This is a genomic window from Methylobacterium sp. ME121 (genome assembly GCF_000974725.1).
In the GTDB taxonomy this organism is placed as follows: Bacteria; Pseudomonadota; Alphaproteobacteria; order Rhizobiales; family Beijerinckiaceae; genus Methylobacterium; species Methylobacterium radiotolerans.
Window position 1 is genome coordinate 415481 of the sequence record NZ_BBUX01000001.1, and the last position, 18683, is coordinate 434163.

Here is an 18683-nt window from a genome sequence, read left to right on the forward strand (position 1 = left end):
GCACGTGTTCGGGTGCCGACACGATGCGACGTCGCAGTGGTTTAGAGAATTGGCCGCTCTATCGAGAGACAGCTTGACCGTATCCGTCAAGGATTCATTTTACAAATAAATTGCACTTCTATAATTCAACGAGAATTGACTTCATGAAATTTGTTTCGGTATCTTAAGCGATCGCGAGAAGGTGAGCGCGCGTTCGGCGCATTTCGGCCATCGCGGCCGCGTCGGATTGGCGGAACGGGTCGGGCCGCACGAGAGGAGCCGCCCTACAAGAGGACCTCGCGGGCCGGATCGTGTTCAGATCTCGATGTTGAAGTGGCGCGGACCGAGACCCGCCGCGCTGCCCGTTGCGGGCAGCGGCGAGCGACCGTCCGCCACCCATCAGGGGACAACTGATCCGACGACAGAGTTGGGGGCGGCCTCGGAGAACGCGTTCCGAAACGGCCACGAAGAAGAGGCCGCTGCCGCGTACGGGTCCGCTATCGCGCGGATAGCGAGGCCTATCGGCCTCGTCTGACGATGTGCGCCGTCGGCGCGCCTTGTCCTGCCGGCGCTGCGGCGGGGCGGCAACGCCGCGGGCCCGCCCGACGCGCGCGGACGATCGCGCCCGTTAAGCATGTTCCTCAAGAGTTCAAGATTGCAAAGCTCGGCTATATCCGCGAGCCGTCATCGTGATTTACAAAGTTCTAACGTAGCGAGTCCAATTTGCGGCGACGGTGCGGAGAAACGAATGTCGGAACCGCTGACCCTCTCGCCGCACCCGCCCGGCGGACCCGACGCCGCCTCCGGTTGGCGCAGCACGCCCGCCGCGCGGGCCGACCGGCATCCTCGCTCCGATGTCGGGACGATCGTCATCCACTGGATCGTCGCTATCGCCATGGTGGCGAGCCTGCTCACCGGCCTGCGCATCTCGGCCGACGCGCCCGTGGCGCGGACCGCGAAGTTCCTGGCGCCGATGCTCCCGCAGGGAGAGGTCTGGACCGTCCATTTCGTGGCCGGCCTGACCCTGTTCTTCGGCATCACGGCCTATCTCGTCTACCTCGTGCGCGGGCGTCTCACCGACCGCAACGGCCTCTCGCGGCTCCGCGCCCTCCGCGTCAGCGGGCGGACGAAGGCGGCCCGGAAGGCCCGGTGGGGCGGCATCAACGTCGCGCTGCACTGGCTGATCTACGCGGTCACGCTCATCCTGACAGGCACAGGGGTCGCGCTCTACCTGGGCTACGGCGGCTGGGTGGTGTGGCTGCACGCCACCTGCGCGCTGGTGGCCCTGGCCTACATCGCGGTCCATACCCTCGCGCACTTCATGTACGGCGGGCTCTGGCAGCTCCTGCGGTTGTTCCGTCCCGCGGCCCTGGCGGACGGCGCGGCGCGGCGGCGGCGGCCGCTCCTGGCGGCCGCCGTGATCGGTCTCCCCGTCGTCGGCGGCCTGGCCTTCGCGGACGTGAAGGGCCGCTCCACACTCGTCGTCGACAAGGTGTCGGCCGGACCGGACCTGTCCAAGCTCCTCGAAGACCCGGTCTGGCGCACGGCGCGGCCGGTCTCGGTCCGGACGATGCAGGGCGCCAATTTCGGCGGGACCGGCGAGACGACCGTCGAGATCCGCGCGGTCCGCGACGACGCGAACGTGTACTTCGCCTTCCGCTGGTGGGATCCGTCGCGCTCACTGAAGCGCGTCCCGATGATCAAGAAGGCGGACGGCTGGCACCTCCTCGACGCGGACGCCGCGCGCGCGGACGTGACCGCCTACTACGAGGACAAGCTGGCGGTGATCTTCTCGCGATCCGACGCCTTCGGCAGCGGCGGGTCGACCCATCTCGGCGCCCGGCCCCTGCCCGACGCCCCCGCCCCGCTCAACGGCCGCGGCTACCACTACACCACGGACGGCAGCTACATCGACATGTGGCAGTGGAAGGCGGCCCGGGGCGGCATGCTCGGCGTCGTCGAGGACATGCATATCGGGCCGCCCACCGAGCCGACCGCCGCCGAGCGGGCCGTGAAGGGCCGCTATCAGGCCGGCTACTGGGGCGATCCCGGCACCAGCGCGTACCGCTACAACTTCAAGTTCGAGGGTCCCGGCGGTTACGCGGGCGCGGTCGAGCCGCTGCGGCTTCCCAAGGACTGGCGCGCGACGGTGGCCAAGCTCGGCACCGTGGATCTCGCCTTCGACGCCAGCACCTCGCCGGGCTCGGAATGGTGGATGGTCGAGAAGACCGACACGGTGCCGTACACAGCGGCCGCAGACGCGGAGATCCCGGTCGGGACCGTCATGCCGGGCGTCCTCATGACCGACGGCTATACGGGGGATCGCGCCGGGATCTCGGCGGCAGCCGACTGGGCCGACGACCACTGGACCCTGGTCGCCTCCCGCAAGATCGCGACCGGCAGCAAGTACGACGTCGATTTCCTGCCCGGCAACACCTTCTACCTGTACGTCTCGGCCTTCGATCACACGCAGACCCGCCACACGCGGCACATGCGGCCGGTCGAAGTCCTGTTGCGCTGAGGCGGGAGCGCGCCATGGCCGATCGCGTCGACCTCATCATCAACGGACGGCGCGTCAGCGCCGTCGCGGGACAGACCCTGCTCGACGCGGGTCTGGCGGCCGGACGCGCGATCCCGCACGACTGCGCCACCGGTCAGTGCGACACCTGCCGCGTCCGGATCCATTCGGGCTCGGTGGACGATGCGGGGACGCGCATCGGCGAGACCGTGCAGGCCTGCCGGGCGCGCCTGACCAGCGACACGGTCATCGAGTTCGACGAGGTTCCCGAGACCGTCCGGCGCGCCGGCACTGTGGACCGCGTGGTCGATCTCACCGCCGAGATCGTCGAAGTCACGGTCGCGCTGCGCAAGCGGCTGATCTACCTGCCGGGCCAGTATGTCCGGGTCTCCTTCGCCGGGCTGCCGGCACGGGACTACAGCCCGACCCTGCGCTCGGATGGATCGGGCGAACTGAACGAGTTGATCTTCCAGATCCGCCGGCAGCCCGACGGCGCGGTCTCGCCGCTGCTCGGCAACAAGGTCGGACCGGGAACGGCGGTGAAGGTCGAGGGTCCGTTCGGGGCCGCCTTCCACCGGCTCGGACGCGGTCGCCTCGTCGTCGTCTCGTCCGGCGTCGGTTGGGCGCCGGCCTGGGCGGTCGCACGCGCGAGCCGGCTGCGCGAGCCGGAGCGCGAGCTGCTCGTCGTGGCCGGCGCGCGGCACCCGCAGAACCTCTACATGCGCCCGGCGCTCGACTGGCTGCGCGAGCGCGGGGCAACGACGATCCTGACCTGCAGCGGCAGTAACCCACCTCCGGATGCCCGGGCGGGGCGACCGACCCTCCACATGCCGATGCTCACGCGGGACGACATCGTCCTCGCGGCCGGCGCCCCGGAGATGGTCGCAGCGGTCCAATTCCTGGCCGCGGCCACCGGTGCGACCTGCTACGCCGATCCCTTCTACGCGGCCGCGCGCGGCGCGGAGGAGAACCCGCCGTCCGACACGAATTTCCTGCAGCGCTTCCTGCAGCGCGTGGCGGGCCATCGGACCGCTAAAACGGAGCCCGTCGCCTAGCAGATCGTCAACCACACCTTCAATGTACGGTATCCGGTGACCTCGAGTTAAGCACTCAAGGCGCATTATCCGGTCATGGCACTGTCATTCTCGAATCTTCGGCGCGTCATCGCGGGTGGAATCATCCTCCTCGCCCAGTCGGGCGGCGTCCGGGCGGACGATCTCCCGATCGTCGGCACGGGTGACGGGATCGAGATGCTCCAGGCGGTCGCGGCCGCCTACAATGCCGAGGGCGGCGACGCCCGCGTCTCGGTTCCTCCGAGCATCGGCTCCGGCGGCGCCGTCGCGGCCGTGGGCGGCGAGCGCCAGCGGCTCGGACGGGTGGCGCGCCCGCTCACCGAGGCCGAGAAGGCCCAGGGCCTGGTAGAGGTGCCGCTCGCCCGCATCCCCTCGGCCATCTTCGTCCACCGGGGCGCCGGCGTCACGAACCTGACGAGCGCGCAGGTCGCGGCCATCTTCGCGGGCACGACCGACAATTGGAGCGCCCTCGGCGGACCCGATCTCAAGATCCGCGTCGTCCGCCGCGAGGAGACGGACAGCACGCTGTCGGTGCTTCGGGCGACCATGCCGGGCTGGCGCGACCTCGTCCTGACCAGCCGCTCCAAGACCGCGACCACGACCCAGGACGCGATCGCCACGGTGCGCGAGACGCCCGGCGCGATCGGCTTCGGTCCGTACTCCCCGGCGCTCGCGGGCGATCTGACAGTGCTGACGATCGACGGTAGGGCGCCGCGCGATCCGGCCTATCCGAGCGCCGTGACCCTCGCGCTGATCTACAAGGCCGCCACGCGCGACGCCGCGGCATCCGCGTTCCTCGCCTTCGCGACGTCCGATCGCGCGGGTCAGGTCATGGCGGAGCGGGGCGGCGCCCCGCTCAGGCCGTGACGGGCACCGTCTTCTCGCGTTCCCTGCGCGCGCGCCTCGTCGGCGCGACGCTCTCCACGGCCGCGGTCGCGCTGGCGGCCCTGGTCTTCCTGGTGGTCCTGCGCTCCGGGCAGACGCTCCGCGAGCAAGAGCGAGAGGTCTCGACTTGGTCCGAGGCGCAGCTCTCCGACCGCCTGTTTAGCGACGCCAAGCTCGCCGCCGCCCGGCTCCAGATGCAGCGCGAGGACGTCGAGCGGCGCTTCGCCACCATGGCCAAGCGCTGGGACGTCGCCAAGGCGGTCTTCTCCGGCAACACGGTGGCGGCCTCGGAGCTGCTCCGGCCGGCGCTGGCGCTTGCGGACCTCGACGGTGCCATCGCCTTCGACCTCAATCTCCGCGCTCTGACGGCCGACCGCGTCGACGCGGATCTCCTCGCCGCCAACGGGGCGTTCGGGACGTCACCCGTCGCGACGGCCCTCCGGGCGGTGCTCGCCCGCAACGATAGGGAGCGCGCGGACGGGTTCGTGCTGTCGCTGCGCTGGGACGACGCGCTGGCGCGCGCGCTCGCCGCGAACGAGAGCGGCACGGTCGCCGACATCTTCGGCCAGCCGCTCTTCGACGATTTCGGCGAGGTGATCGGCGGCCTCGTCGGATACCGGGTCCTGCGTCCGCACGAGCCGACCCTGACGGCCTTCGCGTCGCTCAGCGGACGCGACGTCCTCATCCTCTCCGGCCAGAGTCTGCTCTCCTCGGCGGGCGCGGAGGTCTCCCACGCCCAGCTCGGACCCGCGTCGGGTGCTGAGCTTCACGCCGTGGTGGGGGCCGAGAAGGTGGCGCGCTGCATCGCCCAGCCTGCCGACATTCGCCTCTGCGTCGCGGCGCCGCTCAAGGAGCTGCAGCAGCTCACCGGCAAGGTCGTGGGCATCGGCGAGGAGAGCTCGCGCTCGCTCCTGCGGACGCTCAGCGTCGTGGCGGGTCTGACCCTGTGCCTGGTCGCGGTCGTCCTGCTCTTCCTGTCGAGCCGGATCACCCGACCCCTGGTGCGCATCACCCAGACGGTCTCCGAGGTCGCGCGCGGCAACTGGCACGTGAGCGTGCCGGATACCGATCGCGCCGACGAGGTCGGCGATATCGCGCGCGCCGTCGTCGTGCTCGAGCACTCCCTCTCTGAGCGCGATCAGCTGCGCGACGACGTGTTCCGGCAGAACACGATCCTGACGGAGCGCGAGCGGCAGCTCCAGGAGCAGAACGAGCGGTTCGACGCGGCCCTGAACAACATGTCCCAGGGCCTGTGCATGTTCGGGGGTCACGGCCGGCTCAAGGTCTACAATGCCCAGTTCTGCCGGATCTACGGCATCGCCCCGGGCGCGCTCGATACCGAACCGGCGCAGGCAGAGGTTCGCCGGCTCGCCGGTCTCGCGGACTGGCCGGACGCGGAGAGCGGGCCGAGCCGCCGGACCCTCACCCGGACGCTCGCCGACGGCCGCTGCGTCGAGATCACGGTCGAGCCGATGGCCGATGGCGGCTGGGTGGAGACCCACGAGGACGTCACCGCGAGCGTCACCGCGCAGGCGCGGATCGCGCATCTCGCGACCCACGACGCGCTGACCGGCCTGTCGAACCGGGCCCTGCTGGCCGAGCGTCTGGCGGCCGCCTTCGCGGACCATGCGGGCGGCGGCCGGGCAGTGACGGTGATCTGCCTCGACCTCGACGACTTCAAGGGCATCAACGACACCCTCGGGCATCCGGCCGGCGACGAGCTTCTCCGGCAGGTCGGGCGTCGCCTCACCGCCCTGTGCCCGCCCGGCGGCACCGGTGGCGCGCCTTGGCGGCGACGAGTTCGCGATGGTCCTCTGTGAGGCGGATCTGCCGGACGGAGTCCTCGTCCTCGCCGAGCAGATCCTGACCCAGCTCAGGCGGCCGTTCTTCCTCGCTGGCCAGTTCGTTTCCGTGGACGGGAGCCTCGGCATCGCCGTCTCCGGCACGGAGGATGCCGACGGCGACGATCTCCTGCGGCGCGCCGACGTCGCCCTCTACGCCGCCAAGGCCGACGGCGGTCGGCGCGTCCGCGTCTTCGAGCAGGAGATGGAGGAGCGCCAGAACCAGCGGCGCTGGCTGGAACGAGAGCTGCGGCTGGCGATCGGCACCGCGCAGATCGAGCTGCACTATCAACCGCTCTTCGATCTGGCGACGAACGCGGTGACGAGCTTCGAGGCGCTGGCCCGGTGGCATCACCCGGAACGCGGGATGATCTCGCCCGGCGAGTTCATCCCGGTCGCCGAGGCGACGGGGCTGATCGACGCCCTCGGCGCCTACGTGCTCGAGCGGGCCTGCGCGGATGCCATGACGTGGCCCGGCTCCCTGCGGGTGGCCGTCAACATCTCGCCGATCCAGTTCCGGGAGGGCAATCTCGACCGCTTCGTCGAGGAGGTCCTGCGCAAGACCCGGCTGCCGAGCCACAGGCTCGAGCTGGAGATCACCGAGTCGGTGATCCTGAGCCAGGATCAGGCGAGTTTCGACATGCTGAGCCGCCTGCGCCGCCTCGGCGTGCGGTTCTCGATGGACGATTTCGGGACCGGCTACTCGTCCCTCAGCTCGCTGAACACATTCCGCTTCGACAAGATCAAGCTGGACCAGTCCTTCGTCCGGAACCTGCTCGAGAAGGACGAGGCCGCGGCCATCGTCCACGTCGTGGCCGAACTCGGCCGCAGCCTGAAGATCACGACGACGGCCGAGGGTGTCGAGACCCCCGAGCAGTTGGCCCGGCTGCGAGCGAGCGGCTTCTCGGAGGTCCAGGGCTACCTGCTGAGCAAGCCGATCCCGGCTGCCGGCGTGGCCGCCTTCATCACAGCGCAGCAGCATCTCCACGTCGCGGCCTGATGGGGCGCCGGCACGGCTTGCGCGGAACGGCGCGGAGGACCGCGGTCAGCCGGGCACGCGCTCCACGCGCACGAGCAGGCACCCGGGTCGGGCCGTGTGGACGTTGACGAACCGGGTGCGCGGGTCGGCGAGGACGCCGAGGAGCGGACCTTCGGCCTCGCTCCCGGCACAGACCTGTCCGAGATCGTAGAGACAGAGATGCTCCGCGTCGTAGGCGCGGATCGACACGAGCGCGTTCGCGCGGACGATCGGCGCGAGTTCGTCGACCGTCTCGGCGCGCGGGCAGTCTCGCGCGTGCAGGAAGATCGGGCTCGGAGTCCAGTAGATGCCGCGGGGCTCCGGCAGATCGTAGGATCCGAGCAGCATGGACTCGCCGGGCTGGCCGAGTCGCAGGCAGTGGCGGCACGGAAAGCCTCCGTCTGCCGTCGCGGCGACCAGCCGGATCGGGTTGCCCCGGTCGTCCAGGCCGGCGCTGCGGAAGCGATCGGCGGTCTCCGTCGGGATTGGAACGCATCGAAAACGGGTCATGGTGCACCTCCGGGACGGGCCCTAGGCCCCGCCCCGGCGCGCCGCATCCCGCTTCTTGCTGCGCAATCCGGAACGCTTCGTGGCCGCCGAGGCCGTCTCAGGCCGGGTCCGCGTCGCCGGCCGCGAGGGCGTGGCAGTACACGTCGACCGCGCCCTTGCCCTTCAGCGTCACGGCGCCGATCGGCCGGACGTCGCGCGGATCGGCCAATCGGTCGAAGGCCTCGCGCGACAGGTGCAGCGCGCACCCGTCGCCGAGGCCGGCGAGGCGCGCGGCGACGTTCACGGTGTCGCCCCACAGGTCGAAGGTGAACTTCGTCCGGCCGACGATACCGCCGACCACCGGCCCGATGTGGATGCCGCCGCGGATCCGCCAGCCCGGCTCGCCCGCCGCGGCGATCGCCACCATGTCGGCGGCGCAGCGGATGGCGGCGGAGACCGGGTCGTCGTGGGGCCGCAGCAGGTTGGCCGTGGCCATGAAGGCGTCGCCGATCGTCTTGATGTTCTCCAGGCCCCGCGCCTGCGCGACCACTTCGAAGGCTTCCGCCAGGCGCTGGATCTCCGCGACGACGACGTCCGGGCCCTGGTCGTGGCACCACGTGGTGAAGCCGACGAGGTCGATGAACAGGACCGCGACGTCGTCGAACAGCCGCGGCTTGACCTGCCCGGTCTCCATCAGCTCCGCCACCGCCGAGACCGGCAGGATGGCGTGGAGCAGCTCGTCGGCGCGCTTGCGCTCGCGCTCGATGGTCCGCAGATGCGCGACTTCACGGTCATGCGCCCGCTTCCGCTCCAGGCAGGATCGGATGCGGGCCTCCAGGATCACCGGCTCGAAGGGCTTCGGCAGGTAGTCGAACGCGCCGAGCTCGATGCACCGGACAATGCTGCCGATCTCCATCAGGGCGGAGATCATCACGACGGGCGTGTGGCGCCAAGCCTCGTGGGCTTTCATGCGCTCGAGCACGGCGTAGCCGTCCAGGGCCGGCATCATCACGTCGAGCAGGACGAGGTCGAACGGCTCCTCGCTCAGCCGGTCGAGGGCTGCCCGCCCGTTCGCGGCCCGCACGCTGGTATGTCCGAGGAGCTCCAGCTCCTGCTCCAGCAGGTCGAGGTTGAACGGCTCGTCGTCGACGATGAGGATGCGGGCTGGCTCCACGGGTCCTCCCTTCCTGGCGTGCGACGGCCGCGCTCAGCCGAGCCAGTGCTGCAGCTTGGCGAAGAGGAGGTCCTCGTCGACGGGCTTGGTCATGAAGTCGTCGCAGCCGGCAGCCCGCGCGCGGTCCTCGTCGCCGGACATCGCGTTGGCGGTGATCGCCATCACCGGAATGGCGGAGGTGGTCGCGTTCGCCTTGATGCGGCGCGTCGCCTCCCAGCCGTCGACGAGCGGCAGCGACAGGTCCATGAGGATGAGATCCGGCCGGTGCGCGATCGCCATGTCCACGCCGTCGGCCCCGTCGACGGCGATCAGGATCTCGTACTCGTCCTCGAGCAACTGGGTCAGCAGATCGCGGTTGAGCGCGACGTCCTCGACGATGAGAATCCGCTTCATGGGCCGGTCCCGGGCGTTGCGGGCCGCCGCGCCCAGGTTGTCCCGAGCCTCATCGGCCACCGTCGGCGGTCTCAGTCTCCAGGACCGGCAGCACGCGGCGGACCTCGCGAATCAGGGCGGCGCGGTCGAGCCCGCCCTTGTCGATCAGCCCGAGCACACGCTCCCGCAGCATGCCGCGATCGGCTGAATCAAGCGACGCGGCGGTCAGGACCACGACAGGGATCGATCGGGCGGCGGGGTCCGCCTGCAGGGCATCCAGGAAGGCTAGGCCGTCCATCCGCGGCATGAGCAGGTCGAGGAGGATGACGCTCGGCCGGGCCTGCGCGATGCGCTCCAGGCCAGCCGCGCCGTCGGCCACCCAGTCGACGGTGCAGTGCTCCGAGTCGAGCAGCTGGCGCACGAGGTCGGGCACGTTCGGATCGTCGTCGATCACGAGGACGCGCTCGTTGTCGGGGGCGATCCGCGCGAGGGCGCCGATCAGGGCCTCCCGCTCGAACGGCTTCACGATGTAGTCGGTCGCGCCGAGCCGGAAGCCGAGCTCCTTCTGGTCGACGATCGAGATCAGCACCACCGGGATGTCGCGGGTCAGCGGATCGGTCTTCAGCGCGTGCAGCACCTGCCAGCCGTCGGTGCCGGGCATCATGATGTCGAGTGTGATCGCCCGCGGCTGCAGCTCCCGGGCCTTCGTCAGACCTTCCTGGCCGCTCGCCGCGCCGACGACCGTGTAGCCGGCATCGGCGAGATTCTCCTTCAGCAGGTAGACGACGTTGGGATCGTCGTCGATCGCCAGCACGACCTTGGCGCCCGAGCGCGGCGCGGTGACGGTGGCGGGCGCCGGCTTCGGGGGCGGCGCCTCGGCGCCGCCGGCGATCCGCGGCGGGATGGTGAGGGTGAAGGTCGAGCCCTCGCCCTCGCGGCTCTCGACGTCGATCCGGCCGCCGAGCAGGCGCGCGAGCCGGTGGCTGATCGCGAGCCCGAGCCCGGTGCCGCTGTGGGACCGGGTCGCGCTGTTGTCGACCTGATGGAACTCCTCGAAGATCGCGCTCAGGGCGCCCGCCGGGATGCCGATGCCGGTATCCATCACGGCGAACTCGATGCCCTCATCGACCGAGCGGACGCGGAGCGTGACCGATCCGGCCTCGGTGAACTTGATGGCGTTGCTGAGCAGGTTGATCAGGATCTGCCGCAGCTTCTCCTCGTCCGTGCGCAGCATCGGGGGCGGGTCCCGGACGTCCCGGACGAGGCGCACGCCCTCGTTCTTGACGAGGGGCTCGACGGTGCGGAGGCACAGGTCGAGGACCGGCTCCAGGGCGAAGTCCGAGGGCTTCACCTCCATGCGCCCCGCCTCGACCTTGGCGAGGTCGAGGATACTGTTGATCAGCGAGAGCAGGTGCTCGGAACTCGCCAGGATCTTCTCGAGATTCTCGAACTGCTTGACCGGCAGGACATCCTTCGCCCGCCGCATCACCAGCCGGGTGAAGCCGATGATCGCGTTGAGCGGGGTCCGCAACTCGTGGCTCATGTTGGCGAGAAAGCTGCTCTTGGCGCGGCTCGCCTCCTCGGCCGCCTCCTTCGCCTGACGCAGGCTCTCCTCGGCCTGCTTGCGCTCGATCACGCGGCCGAGCTGCGCGCCGATGTTGCTCATGACCCGGAGCAGCGAGGCGTCCGGCGGGGACGCGTCGCGGGCGAAGAACTCCAGCACCGCGACGACGTCGCGCCCCACCGTCACCGGAAAGCCGAATCCCGCCCGGATGCCGTGCTCGACCGCCGCCGGCGCGCGCGGGTCCGCGGCCAGCGTCGGGTCCCCGACGCTCCATTCCGGCGCGCCCGAGACGAGAACGCGGCCGGCCAGGCCCGATCCGGCGGCCAGCAACGTGGCGGCCGTGGCGGCCTGGAATCGCGCGACATCCGCGCCGGGATCGCAGTGCCAGATGCCGGTCGGGAGCAGCGTCCGCGTCCCGTCCCGGGCCAGGATATGGGCGTGACCGACAGGCCAGCCGGCGTGCTGCGCGACGCGCTCGAGGCAGAAGCGCAGGGCGTCCTCGACCGTCGGCGCCTCGTTGGCGGCCGCGGCGGCGGCCTGGAGCAGCTCGACGAAGGCGGTCTGCTTCTGCAGCGCCAGCTCGGCTTCTTTGCGCTCGGTGATGTCGCTCCAGGACTCGACCACCTCGACGGGCTGTCCGCCCAAATCCCGCAGGAGGCGCTGCTCGTCCCGGACCCAGCGATAGGTGCCGTTCGCGTGCTGGAACCGGTACTCGATGACGTTGTGCCCGTCGGCGAGCAGGCGCGGGAACTCGGCGAGCACGCGGTCGCGGTCGTCGGGATGAAGCCGCTCCAGCCAGAATTCCGGCCCGGCCAGGTAATCGCCCGGCTCGTAGCCCAGGAGATCGCGCACGTTCTCGCTGATGAAGGTCGGCGCGTTCCTGCCGCCGACCTCGAAGCTGCAGATCATCGACGGGGACGCGGTGAGCAGGTAGGTCAGCCGCCCCTGCGTCGCTTGGAGCACCTGCTCGGCGCGCTTGATCTCGGTCACGTCGGTGTAGACGGCGACGACGCCGCCGTCGTTGGTCTTGCGCTCGTTGACCTGGACCCAGCGGCCGTCGACGCGCTGCTGGAGAAGCGGGCCTCCCGGCGCGCGGTAGTGGGCGATCCGCTCGGCAAGCCAGCCCTCGACGGTCATGCCGTTCGGGCGAACGACGCAGGTCTCGGCGACGGCGCGGGCGATGGCCTCGAAAGCTACGCCCGGCACGATGATCGTCGACAGGCCGGGATGGAGATCTTGGAAGTGCCCGTTGCATATGACGAGGCGATCGTCCGAATCGAACAGTGCGAAGCCCTCGGAGCTGCACTCGATCGCCTCGATGAGCTTCTGCTTGGCGACCCCGACCTCGTCGAGCGGCCCGGCGTTCCGGACCGGGGCGGCGTCCGCGGCCCGGCCCGCTCCGTCAAGTGACCCGGCCGGCGTGTGGGACATGACTCGAACCACTCCGACACCGATGCGCCATGGCGTGACGCCCTGCCCTAGAAGGCCTGATCTGCGCGATGCCCGAGGCTGCGCAATTCATTATTCGGCACCGTCGCATGGTCTATTTTGCGGATCAAGCTGTACGGAGACTGCTGTCCCGCTCCAGTCACGGGTTGACCGTTTCTGACCGATCTACCCGTATGTCGCCGCCGTTCCCGCCCGAAACGCATCGGTGCCATGTCTCGGCGCGACGTGGCGGCACGCCGAGAAGGTGTATCTTCCGTGAAAACGGAGGAAACGATGGCTTACAAAATCACTTTTCGCCGCGGGAAGCGCGAGAGCTTCACCAAACTGTGGCCGTGCGATCTCGAGGCGGCGACGGCCTACGCGCTCGCGCAGCTCCCCGTGCAGCAGCGCGAGAACGGGGCGACCTCGGTCAGCGTGGTCTGCGAGCGGACCGGCGAGGTCGTGTTCAACTCGACCGAGCAGCCAGAAGCCGCGACGGTCTAGAACCGCGCCCGGCCGCGTCGCGGCCGGGTCCGACATCCGGCGTCCGACGCGGCGCCCGGCCTGACGGCCGGCCGCGGACAGGACGCTTCCGGAGGGACCGCGTCATGCCGTCAGACCCGACCCGCGCGCCCGAGGGTGTCCCCGCGTCGCCGAGCCGCGACGAGCCGGACTTCGGCGCCTACAGCTCGCCGCCCTGCTTCCTGCACGAGCTCGACCCGAGCTTCCTGGGCCTTGCGGACGCGCCGCCGCCCGGTCCTGATGACATCCCTATGCCGGACGCCTCGCACGCGTCTTGGTCCCTCACGGCCGATGCGGACGTGGTCACGCCATCGGGCAACAGCCCGGATGGAGCCTCCGCATGCGAATCGTCCGCCACATCCTCGCCGAGTGCAGGGCCGACCACGTCTTCGCGCTGATGGTGGTCGCGCTCGGCGGGTGGTCCGCCGTGTCCCTCGCGCTGCTCGCACTGAACCTCTTCGAACCCCTGCAGGTCCGGTGAGCGCCGGAGTCTCTCCCGCCTGTCGCGGCGCCGCTGCGTCGCCGGCCGACGCGTCACCCTCGCCCTGCCCCATCGAGCCGCTCGCCGGACGCTGCGGCGTCTGCGGCCTCGGTTACGGCGGGATCCTCGGCCGAGAGGCCGGGGTGATCCGCCTGGACCGCGCCCGGTGGCGCGCCCTCTGCCCGGGCGCGGCTTGGCTGACCGTTCCGGCAGCCTGCGCGGGCCTCCAGGCGAGCTTCGGCCGACGCACCCGATCCTAACGCGACCCTTATATGTTCCGGCTCGGTCCTCGCTCGAACCCTAACGCGGTTCCCGGCGAGACTGATGGTCGGCCAAGCCCGGCCGCGGAGCCTCCGCGGCCGGTCCGCCGAACCGGACCTGACCTCCATGCTCGACATCGTCTTCCTGGCCGGAGGGCTCGCCTTCTTCGTCGCGGCGGCCGGCTACGCGGCCGCCTGCGACCGGCTGTGAGAGAGGCCGCCATGACCCTCGACCTCGTCCTCGGCGCCTGCGTGACCGCCGGCCTCCTCGTCTACCTCACCTACGCCCTCGTCCGCCCCGAGCGGTTCTGAGCGGCCCGCAGGATCTCCCCCATGACCCTCAACGGCTGGATCCAGATCGCGCTCTACGGCGCGATCGTTCTGGCGCTCGTGAAGCCCCTCGGGTCGTACATGACCCGCGTCTTCACCGGAGAGCGCACCTTCCTCTCGCCCGTGCTCGGACCGATCGAGCGCGGTCTCTACCGTGTGTCCGGCATCGATGACCGCCAGGAGCAGCACTGGCTGGCCTACACGGGTGCGGTCATCCTGTTCCACGTGCTGGGATTCGCGGTCCTCTACGCGATCCTGCGGCTGCAGGCGGTGCTGCCGCTGAACCCGGCCGACCAGACCGCGGTGGCGCCGGACCTCGCCTTCAACACGTCGACCAGCTTCATCACCAACACGAACTGGCAGTCCTACGGCGGCGAGACCACGCTCTCGTACCTGTCCCAGATGCTGGGTCTGACGCACCAGAACTTCCTGTCGGCGGCGACCGGCATCGCGGTGGCGGTGGCGCTGATCCGCGGGTTCGCCCGCGCCTCCAGCGGCACGATCGGCTCGTTCTGGGTCGATGTGACCCGCGCGACTCTCTACGTGCTGCTGCCGATCTGCGTGCCCTACACGCTGTTCCTGGTCTGGCAGGGCATGCCGCAGACGCTCGGCGCCTACGCGGACGCCACGACGCTGGAAGGCGCCAAGCAGACCATCGCGCTAGGCCCGGTCGCGAGCCAGGTGGCGATCAAGATGCTCGGCACCAACGGTGGCGGCTTCTTCAACGCCAACGCCGCGCACCCGTTCGAGAATCCGACCGCGCTGTCGAACCTCGTCCAGATGGTTTCGATCTTCGCGATCGGCGCCGCCCTCACCAACGTCTTCGGCCGCATGGTCGGCGACGAGCGGCAGGGCTGGGCCATCCTCGGCGCCATGGGGATCCTGTTCCTCGCGGGCGTCCTCGTCACCTACTGGGCCGAGGCCCACGGCAGCTCCGTCCTGAACAGCTTCGGGCTGACCGGCGGCAACATGGAGGGCAAGGAGACCCGCTTCGGCATCGCCGCCTCGGCGCTGTTCGCGGTGATCACCACGGCGGCCTCCTGCGGTGCCGTCAACGCCATGCACGACTCGTTCACGGCGCTCGGCGGCCTGATCCCGCTGCTCAACATGCAACTCGGCGAGATCATCATCGGCGGCGTCGGCGCCGGCCTCTACGGCATGCTGATCTTCGTGATCGTGGCGATCTTCGTGGCGGGCCTGATGGTCGGCCGCACCCCCGAGTACCTCGGCAAGAAGATCGAGGCGAAGGAGGTGAAGATGGCCATGCTCGGCATCCTCTGCCTGCCGCTGATGATGCTGGGCTTCACGGCGCTGGCGACGGTGGTGCCGGCGGGCCTCGCCGGCCCGGCCAATGCCGGCCCGCACGGCTTCACCGAGATCCTCTACGCCTACACGTCGGCGGCGGCCAACAACGGCTCGGCCTTCGGCGGGCTGACGGCCAACACGGTGTTCTACAACAGCACGCTCGGCATCGGCATGCTGGTCGGCCGGTTCTTCGTGAAGATCCCCGTGCTCGCCATCGCGGGCTCGCTCGCCGCCAAGAAGACGGTCCCGGCCTCGGCAGGCACGTTCCCAACCCACGGCGGCCTGTTCGTCGGGCTGCTCGTCGGGGTGATCCTGATCATCGGCGGCCTGACCTTCTTCCCCTCGCTGGCGCTGGGCCCCGTGGTCGAGCACCTCGCGGGCGCCGCCGGCCAGACCTTCGCGACGGGGGGCTGAGATGCCGCGCGCCCTCCCCGCCCGGCGCGTCGCGCGCCACCACCTCGTGCTGCACCGGCAGCCGCATCGCGCCGGCCGTGCCGGAGCCCCGCCCCCGCGGACGTCGGACCTCGTGCTGGCGCTTCTCGGCGTCCTCCTCCTCGGCGGCTTCGCCCTGCTGGCGGCCTACGCGCTGACCCTCGGCGTCGCGGGCTGAGCCCCTCAGCAATCGTCCTCGCGAGCGCAGCGCGGCCCTGGATCGCATCGCTCCGCCCGCGAGGACGGCAGCCCCACTTCCGTCTCTCCTCCGGACATTTTCCATGTCTCGCCAGACGTCATCCCTGTTCAGTGCCGCCCTGATCGGGCCGGCCCTCATCGGCTCCGTCAGGAAGCTCGATCCCCGCGCCATGATCCGCAACCCGGTCATGTTCGTGGTCGAGGTCGTGGCGGTGCTCACCACGATCCTGTTCGCCCGCGACCTCATCACCGGCGGCAGCGATCTCGCCTTCTCCGGCCAGATCATCCTCTGGTTGTGGTTCACCCTGATCTTCGCCAACTTCGCCGAGGCCCTCGCGGAGGGGCGCGGCAAGGCCCAGGCCGACAGCCTGCGGCGCACCCGCACCGAGATGACGGCGAAGCGCCTCAAGGGACCGGGCCGCGCCTACGAGACGGTGCCGGGCACCGCCCTCAAGGTCGGCGACGTCGTGCTGGTCGAGGCCGGCGACCTGATCCCCTCCGACGGCGAAGTGATCGAGGGCGTGGCCTCCGTGAACGAGGCCGCCATCACGGGTGAATCCGCGCCGGTGATCCGCGAATCCGGCGGCGACCGCTCGGCGGTGACCGGCGGCACGCAGGTGCTCTCGGACGAGATCAAGGTCCGGATCACCGCCGCGGCCGGCTCGACCTTCGTGGACCGGATGATCGCGCTGGTCGAGGGCGCCTCGCGACAGAAGACGCCGAACGAGATCGCCCTGAACATCCTGCTCGCCGGGCTCACCATCGTGTTCGTCTTCGCGGTGGCCTCGATCCCGAGCTTCGCGAGCTACGCGGGCGGCTCGATCCCGGTGATCGTCCTCGTCGCCCTGTTCGTGACCCTGATCCCGACGACGATCGGCGCGCTGCTCTCGGCGATCGGCATCGCCGGCATGGACCGGCTGGTCCGCTTCAACGTGCTCGCCATGTCGGGCCGCGCCGTCGAGGCGGCGGGCGACGTCGACACCCTGCTCCTCGATAAGACCGGCACGATCACGCTCGGCAACCGGCAGGCCACCGAGTTCCGCCCGGTCTCCGGCGTGAGCGCGCAGGAACTCGCCGACGCGGCGCAACTCGCCTCGCTCGCCGACGAGACGCCGGAGGGCCGCTCGATCGTGGTGCTGGCCAAGGAGAAGTACGGCATCCGCGCCCGCGACATGGCCGCGCTCAACGCCACCTTCGTGCCGTTCACCGCACAGTCGCGGATGTCGGGCGTCGACTTGGAGAGCGCCTCGATCCGCAAGGGCGCCGTCGACGCCGTGATCGCGTCGCTGTCCGGTCAACCGGTGGCGAGCCGGGGCTCGAGCGCCGCCCTGGCCTCTCAGCCGGCTCCGGAGACGGGCGCCGTCAAGGAGACCCGCGCCATCGCCGAGGAGATCGCCAAGGCCGGCGGCACGCCGCTGGCCGTCGCCAAAGACGGCCGCCTGCTCGGCGTCGTCTACCTGAAGGACATCGTGAAAGGCGGCATCCGCGAGCGCTTCGCCGAGCTGCGCCAGATGGGCATCCGCACGGTGATGATCACCGGCGACAACCCGATGACCGCGGCGGCGATCGCGGCCGAGGCCGGCGTCGACGACTTCCTCGCCCAGGCCACGCCCGAGGACAAGCTCGCGCTGATCCGCAAGGAGCAGGCGGACGGCAAGCTCGTCGCCATGTGCGGCGACGGCACCAACGACGCTCCGGCGCTGGCCCAGGCCGATGTCGGTGTCGCCATGAACACCGGCACGGTGGCGGCCCGCGAGGCTGGCAACATGGTCGATCTCGACAGCGACCCGACGAAGCTCATCGAGATCGTCGGCATCGGCAAGCAGCTGCTGATGACCCGAGGCGCGCTGACGACCTTCTCGATCGCCAACGACGTGGCCAAGTACTTCGCCATCATCCCGGCGATGTTCCTCGGGCTCTACCCGCAGCTCCAGGCGCTCAACATCATGGGCCTCGCCTCGCCGCAGAGCGCGATCCTGTCGGCGATCATCTTCAACGCGCTGATCATCGTGGCGCTGATCCCGCTGGCCCTGCGCGGTGTCACCTACCGGGCCGTCGGCGCGGCCGCGCTGCTGCGCCGGAACCTCCTGATCTACGGCCTCGGGGGCGTCCTCGTGCCCTTCGTGGGCATCAAGGCCATCGACCTCGCCGTCAGCGCCCTCCACCTCGTCTGAACCGGTCCCTCGGAGACCCGCCATGCTGAAACAGCTTCGCCCTGCCCTTGTCCTGCTCACCGCCCTGACGGCGATCACCGGCCTCGCCTATCCCCTCGCGATGACCGGCCTCGCCGGCGCCATCTTCCCCGCCAAGGCCGCCGGCAGCCTGATCGAGCGCGACGGCACGGTCATCGGCTCCAGCCTGATCGGCCAGAACTTCACCGGTGCCGGCTACTTCCACGGCCGGCCTTCGGCGACCACGGCGCCGGACCCCGCCGACGCCTCGAAGACGGTGCCGGCGCCCTACAACGCGGCCAATTCCTCGGGCTCCAATCTCGGGCCGACCAGCGCGGCGTTGGCCGAGCGGGTGAAGGCCGATGTCGAGGCCTTGAAGGCCGAGAATCCGGGCGCCCCGGTGCCCGTCGATCTCGTGACGACCAGCGGGTCCGGCCTCGACCCGGACATCTCGCCCGAGGCCGCCTACTTCCAGGTTCGCCGCGTCGCCAAGGCCCGCAACATCCCGCAGGACAAGCTGCGCGACCTCGTGACCGCCCGCATCGTGGGCCGCACCCTGGGCATCCTGGGGGAGCCGCGCGTCAACGTGCTGGCGCTGAACCTCGCCGTCGACGATCTCGCCCGTCGCTGAACGGCGCTAAGT

17 protein-coding genes are annotated in these 18683 nt (G+C 70.3%); 13 read left to right on the forward strand and 4 right to left on the reverse strand.

The features are described from left to right. The first annotated feature begins 727 nt into the window (after nt 1–727). The 5 genes from ME121_RS01835 (at nt 728) to ME121_RS33135 (ending at nt 7296) form a co-directional block, all read left to right on the forward strand. Nucleotides 728–2500, forward strand: a complete 1773-nt coding sequence (locus tag ME121_RS01835) for an ethylbenzene dehydrogenase-related protein (RefSeq protein WP_012317244.1) — start codon at nt 728–730, stop codon at nt 2498–2500. 14 nt (nt 2501–2514) lie between these two features. Beyond that, nucleotides 2515–3552 (forward strand): 2Fe-2S iron-sulfur cluster-binding protein, encoded by a 1038-nt coding sequence (locus ME121_RS01840; protein ID WP_029358298.1) that lies wholly within the window; start codon nt 2515–2517, stop codon nt 3550–3552. 75 nt (nt 3553–3627) lie between these two features. Then, the gene (locus ME121_RS01845; RefSeq protein WP_024827800.1) at nt 3628–4437 is read left to right on the forward strand and encodes a PstS family phosphate ABC transporter substrate-binding protein; all 810 of its coding nucleotides are present in this window, start codon (nt 3628–3630) and stop codon (nt 4435–4437) included. Beyond that, nucleotides 4434–6275, forward strand: a complete 1842-nt coding sequence (locus ME121_RS33130) for a diguanylate cyclase domain-containing protein (protein ID WP_491892817.1) — start codon at nt 4434–4436, stop codon at nt 6273–6275. Before ME121_RS01845 ends, ME121_RS33130 begins: the two co-directional genes overlap by 4 nt. Continuing rightward, nucleotides 6262–7296 carry a putative bifunctional diguanylate cyclase/phosphodiesterase gene (locus ME121_RS33135; RefSeq protein ID WP_491892818.1) on the forward strand — a complete coding sequence of 345 codons (1035 nt, stop codon included), beginning with the start codon at nt 6262–6264 and terminating at the stop codon, nt 7294–7296. The genes ME121_RS33130 and ME121_RS33135 overlap by 14 nt, the downstream gene beginning before the upstream one ends. 45 nt (nt 7297–7341) lie before the next feature. On the opposite strand, the gene ME121_RS01855 is transcribed toward ME121_RS33135, so the two are convergent. The 4 genes from ME121_RS01855 to ME121_RS01870 all read right to left on the reverse strand — a co-directional run bounded on the left by ME121_RS01855 (nt 7342) and on the right by ME121_RS01870 (nt 12344). Beyond that, nucleotides 7342–7824 (reverse strand): DUF1203 domain-containing protein, encoded by a 483-nt coding sequence (locus tag ME121_RS01855; protein ID WP_059408232.1) that lies wholly within the window; start codon nt 7822–7824, stop codon nt 7342–7344. A gap of 97 nt (nt 7825–7921) precedes the next feature. After that, nucleotides 7922–8977 carry an adenylate/guanylate cyclase domain-containing protein gene (locus ME121_RS01860; protein WP_012317239.1) on the reverse strand — a complete coding sequence of 352 codons (1056 nt, stop codon included), beginning with the start codon at nt 8975–8977 and terminating at the stop codon, nt 7922–7924. 33 nt (nt 8978–9010) lie between these two features. Continuing rightward, nucleotides 9011–9370: a response regulator gene (locus ME121_RS01865; RefSeq protein WP_024827802.1), complete on the reverse strand. Its 360-nt coding sequence runs from the start codon at nt 9368–9370 to the stop codon at nt 9011–9013. A 49-nt stretch (nt 9371–9419) separates the two neighbouring features. After that, entirely contained in the window at nt 9420–12344 is a 2925-nt protein-coding gene (locus tag ME121_RS01870; protein ID WP_059408233.1) for a response regulator, read from the reverse strand. A gap of 291 nt (nt 12345–12635) precedes the next feature. On the opposite strand from ME121_RS01870, the gene ME121_RS01875 reads away from it, so the two are divergent. The 8 genes from ME121_RS01875 to ME121_RS01900 all read left to right on the forward strand — a co-directional run bounded on the left by ME121_RS01875 (nt 12636) and on the right by ME121_RS01900 (nt 18671). Further along, the gene (locus ME121_RS01875) at nt 12636–12845 is read left to right on the forward strand and encodes a hypothetical protein (protein ID WP_024827804.1); all 210 of its coding nucleotides are present in this window, start codon (nt 12636–12638) and stop codon (nt 12843–12845) included. Between the two features lie 358 nt (nt 12846–13203). Continuing rightward, nucleotides 13204–13344, forward strand: coding sequence for a hypothetical protein (locus ME121_RS33140; protein ID WP_012317235.1), 141 nt, complete (start codon nt 13204–13206; stop codon nt 13342–13344). Nucleotides 13345–13668: 324 nt separating this feature from the next. After that, entirely contained in the window at nt 13669–13815 is a 147-nt protein-coding gene (locus tag ME121_RS33145) for a hypothetical protein (RefSeq protein ID WP_179239930.1), read from the forward strand. Nucleotides 13816–13826: 11 nt separating this feature from the next. Continuing rightward, complete coding sequence (locus ME121_RS01880; protein WP_059408234.1) at nt 13827–13916, forward strand: K(+)-transporting ATPase subunit F; 90 nt, start codon at nt 13827–13829, stop codon at nt 13914–13916. A 21-nt stretch (nt 13917–13937) separates the two neighbouring features. Next, nucleotides 13938–15653, forward strand: coding sequence for a potassium-transporting ATPase subunit KdpA (kdpA, locus tag ME121_RS01885; RefSeq protein WP_059408235.1), 1716 nt, complete (start codon nt 13938–13940; stop codon nt 15651–15653). A 1-nt stretch (nt 15654) separates the two neighbouring features. Beyond that, nucleotides 15655–15849, forward strand: coding sequence for a hypothetical protein (locus ME121_RS01890; protein WP_059408236.1), 195 nt, complete (start codon nt 15655–15657; stop codon nt 15847–15849). A gap of 103 nt (nt 15850–15952) precedes the next feature. Then, nucleotides 15953–18043 (forward strand): potassium-transporting ATPase subunit KdpB, encoded by a 2091-nt coding sequence (kdpB, locus tag ME121_RS01895; RefSeq protein ID WP_059408237.1) that lies wholly within the window; start codon nt 15953–15955, stop codon nt 18041–18043. A gap of 22 nt (nt 18044–18065) precedes the next feature. After that, nucleotides 18066–18671, forward strand: a complete 606-nt coding sequence (locus ME121_RS01900) for a K(+)-transporting ATPase subunit C (protein WP_059408238.1) — start codon at nt 18066–18068, stop codon at nt 18669–18671. Nucleotides 18672–18683 lie beyond the last annotated feature (12 nt).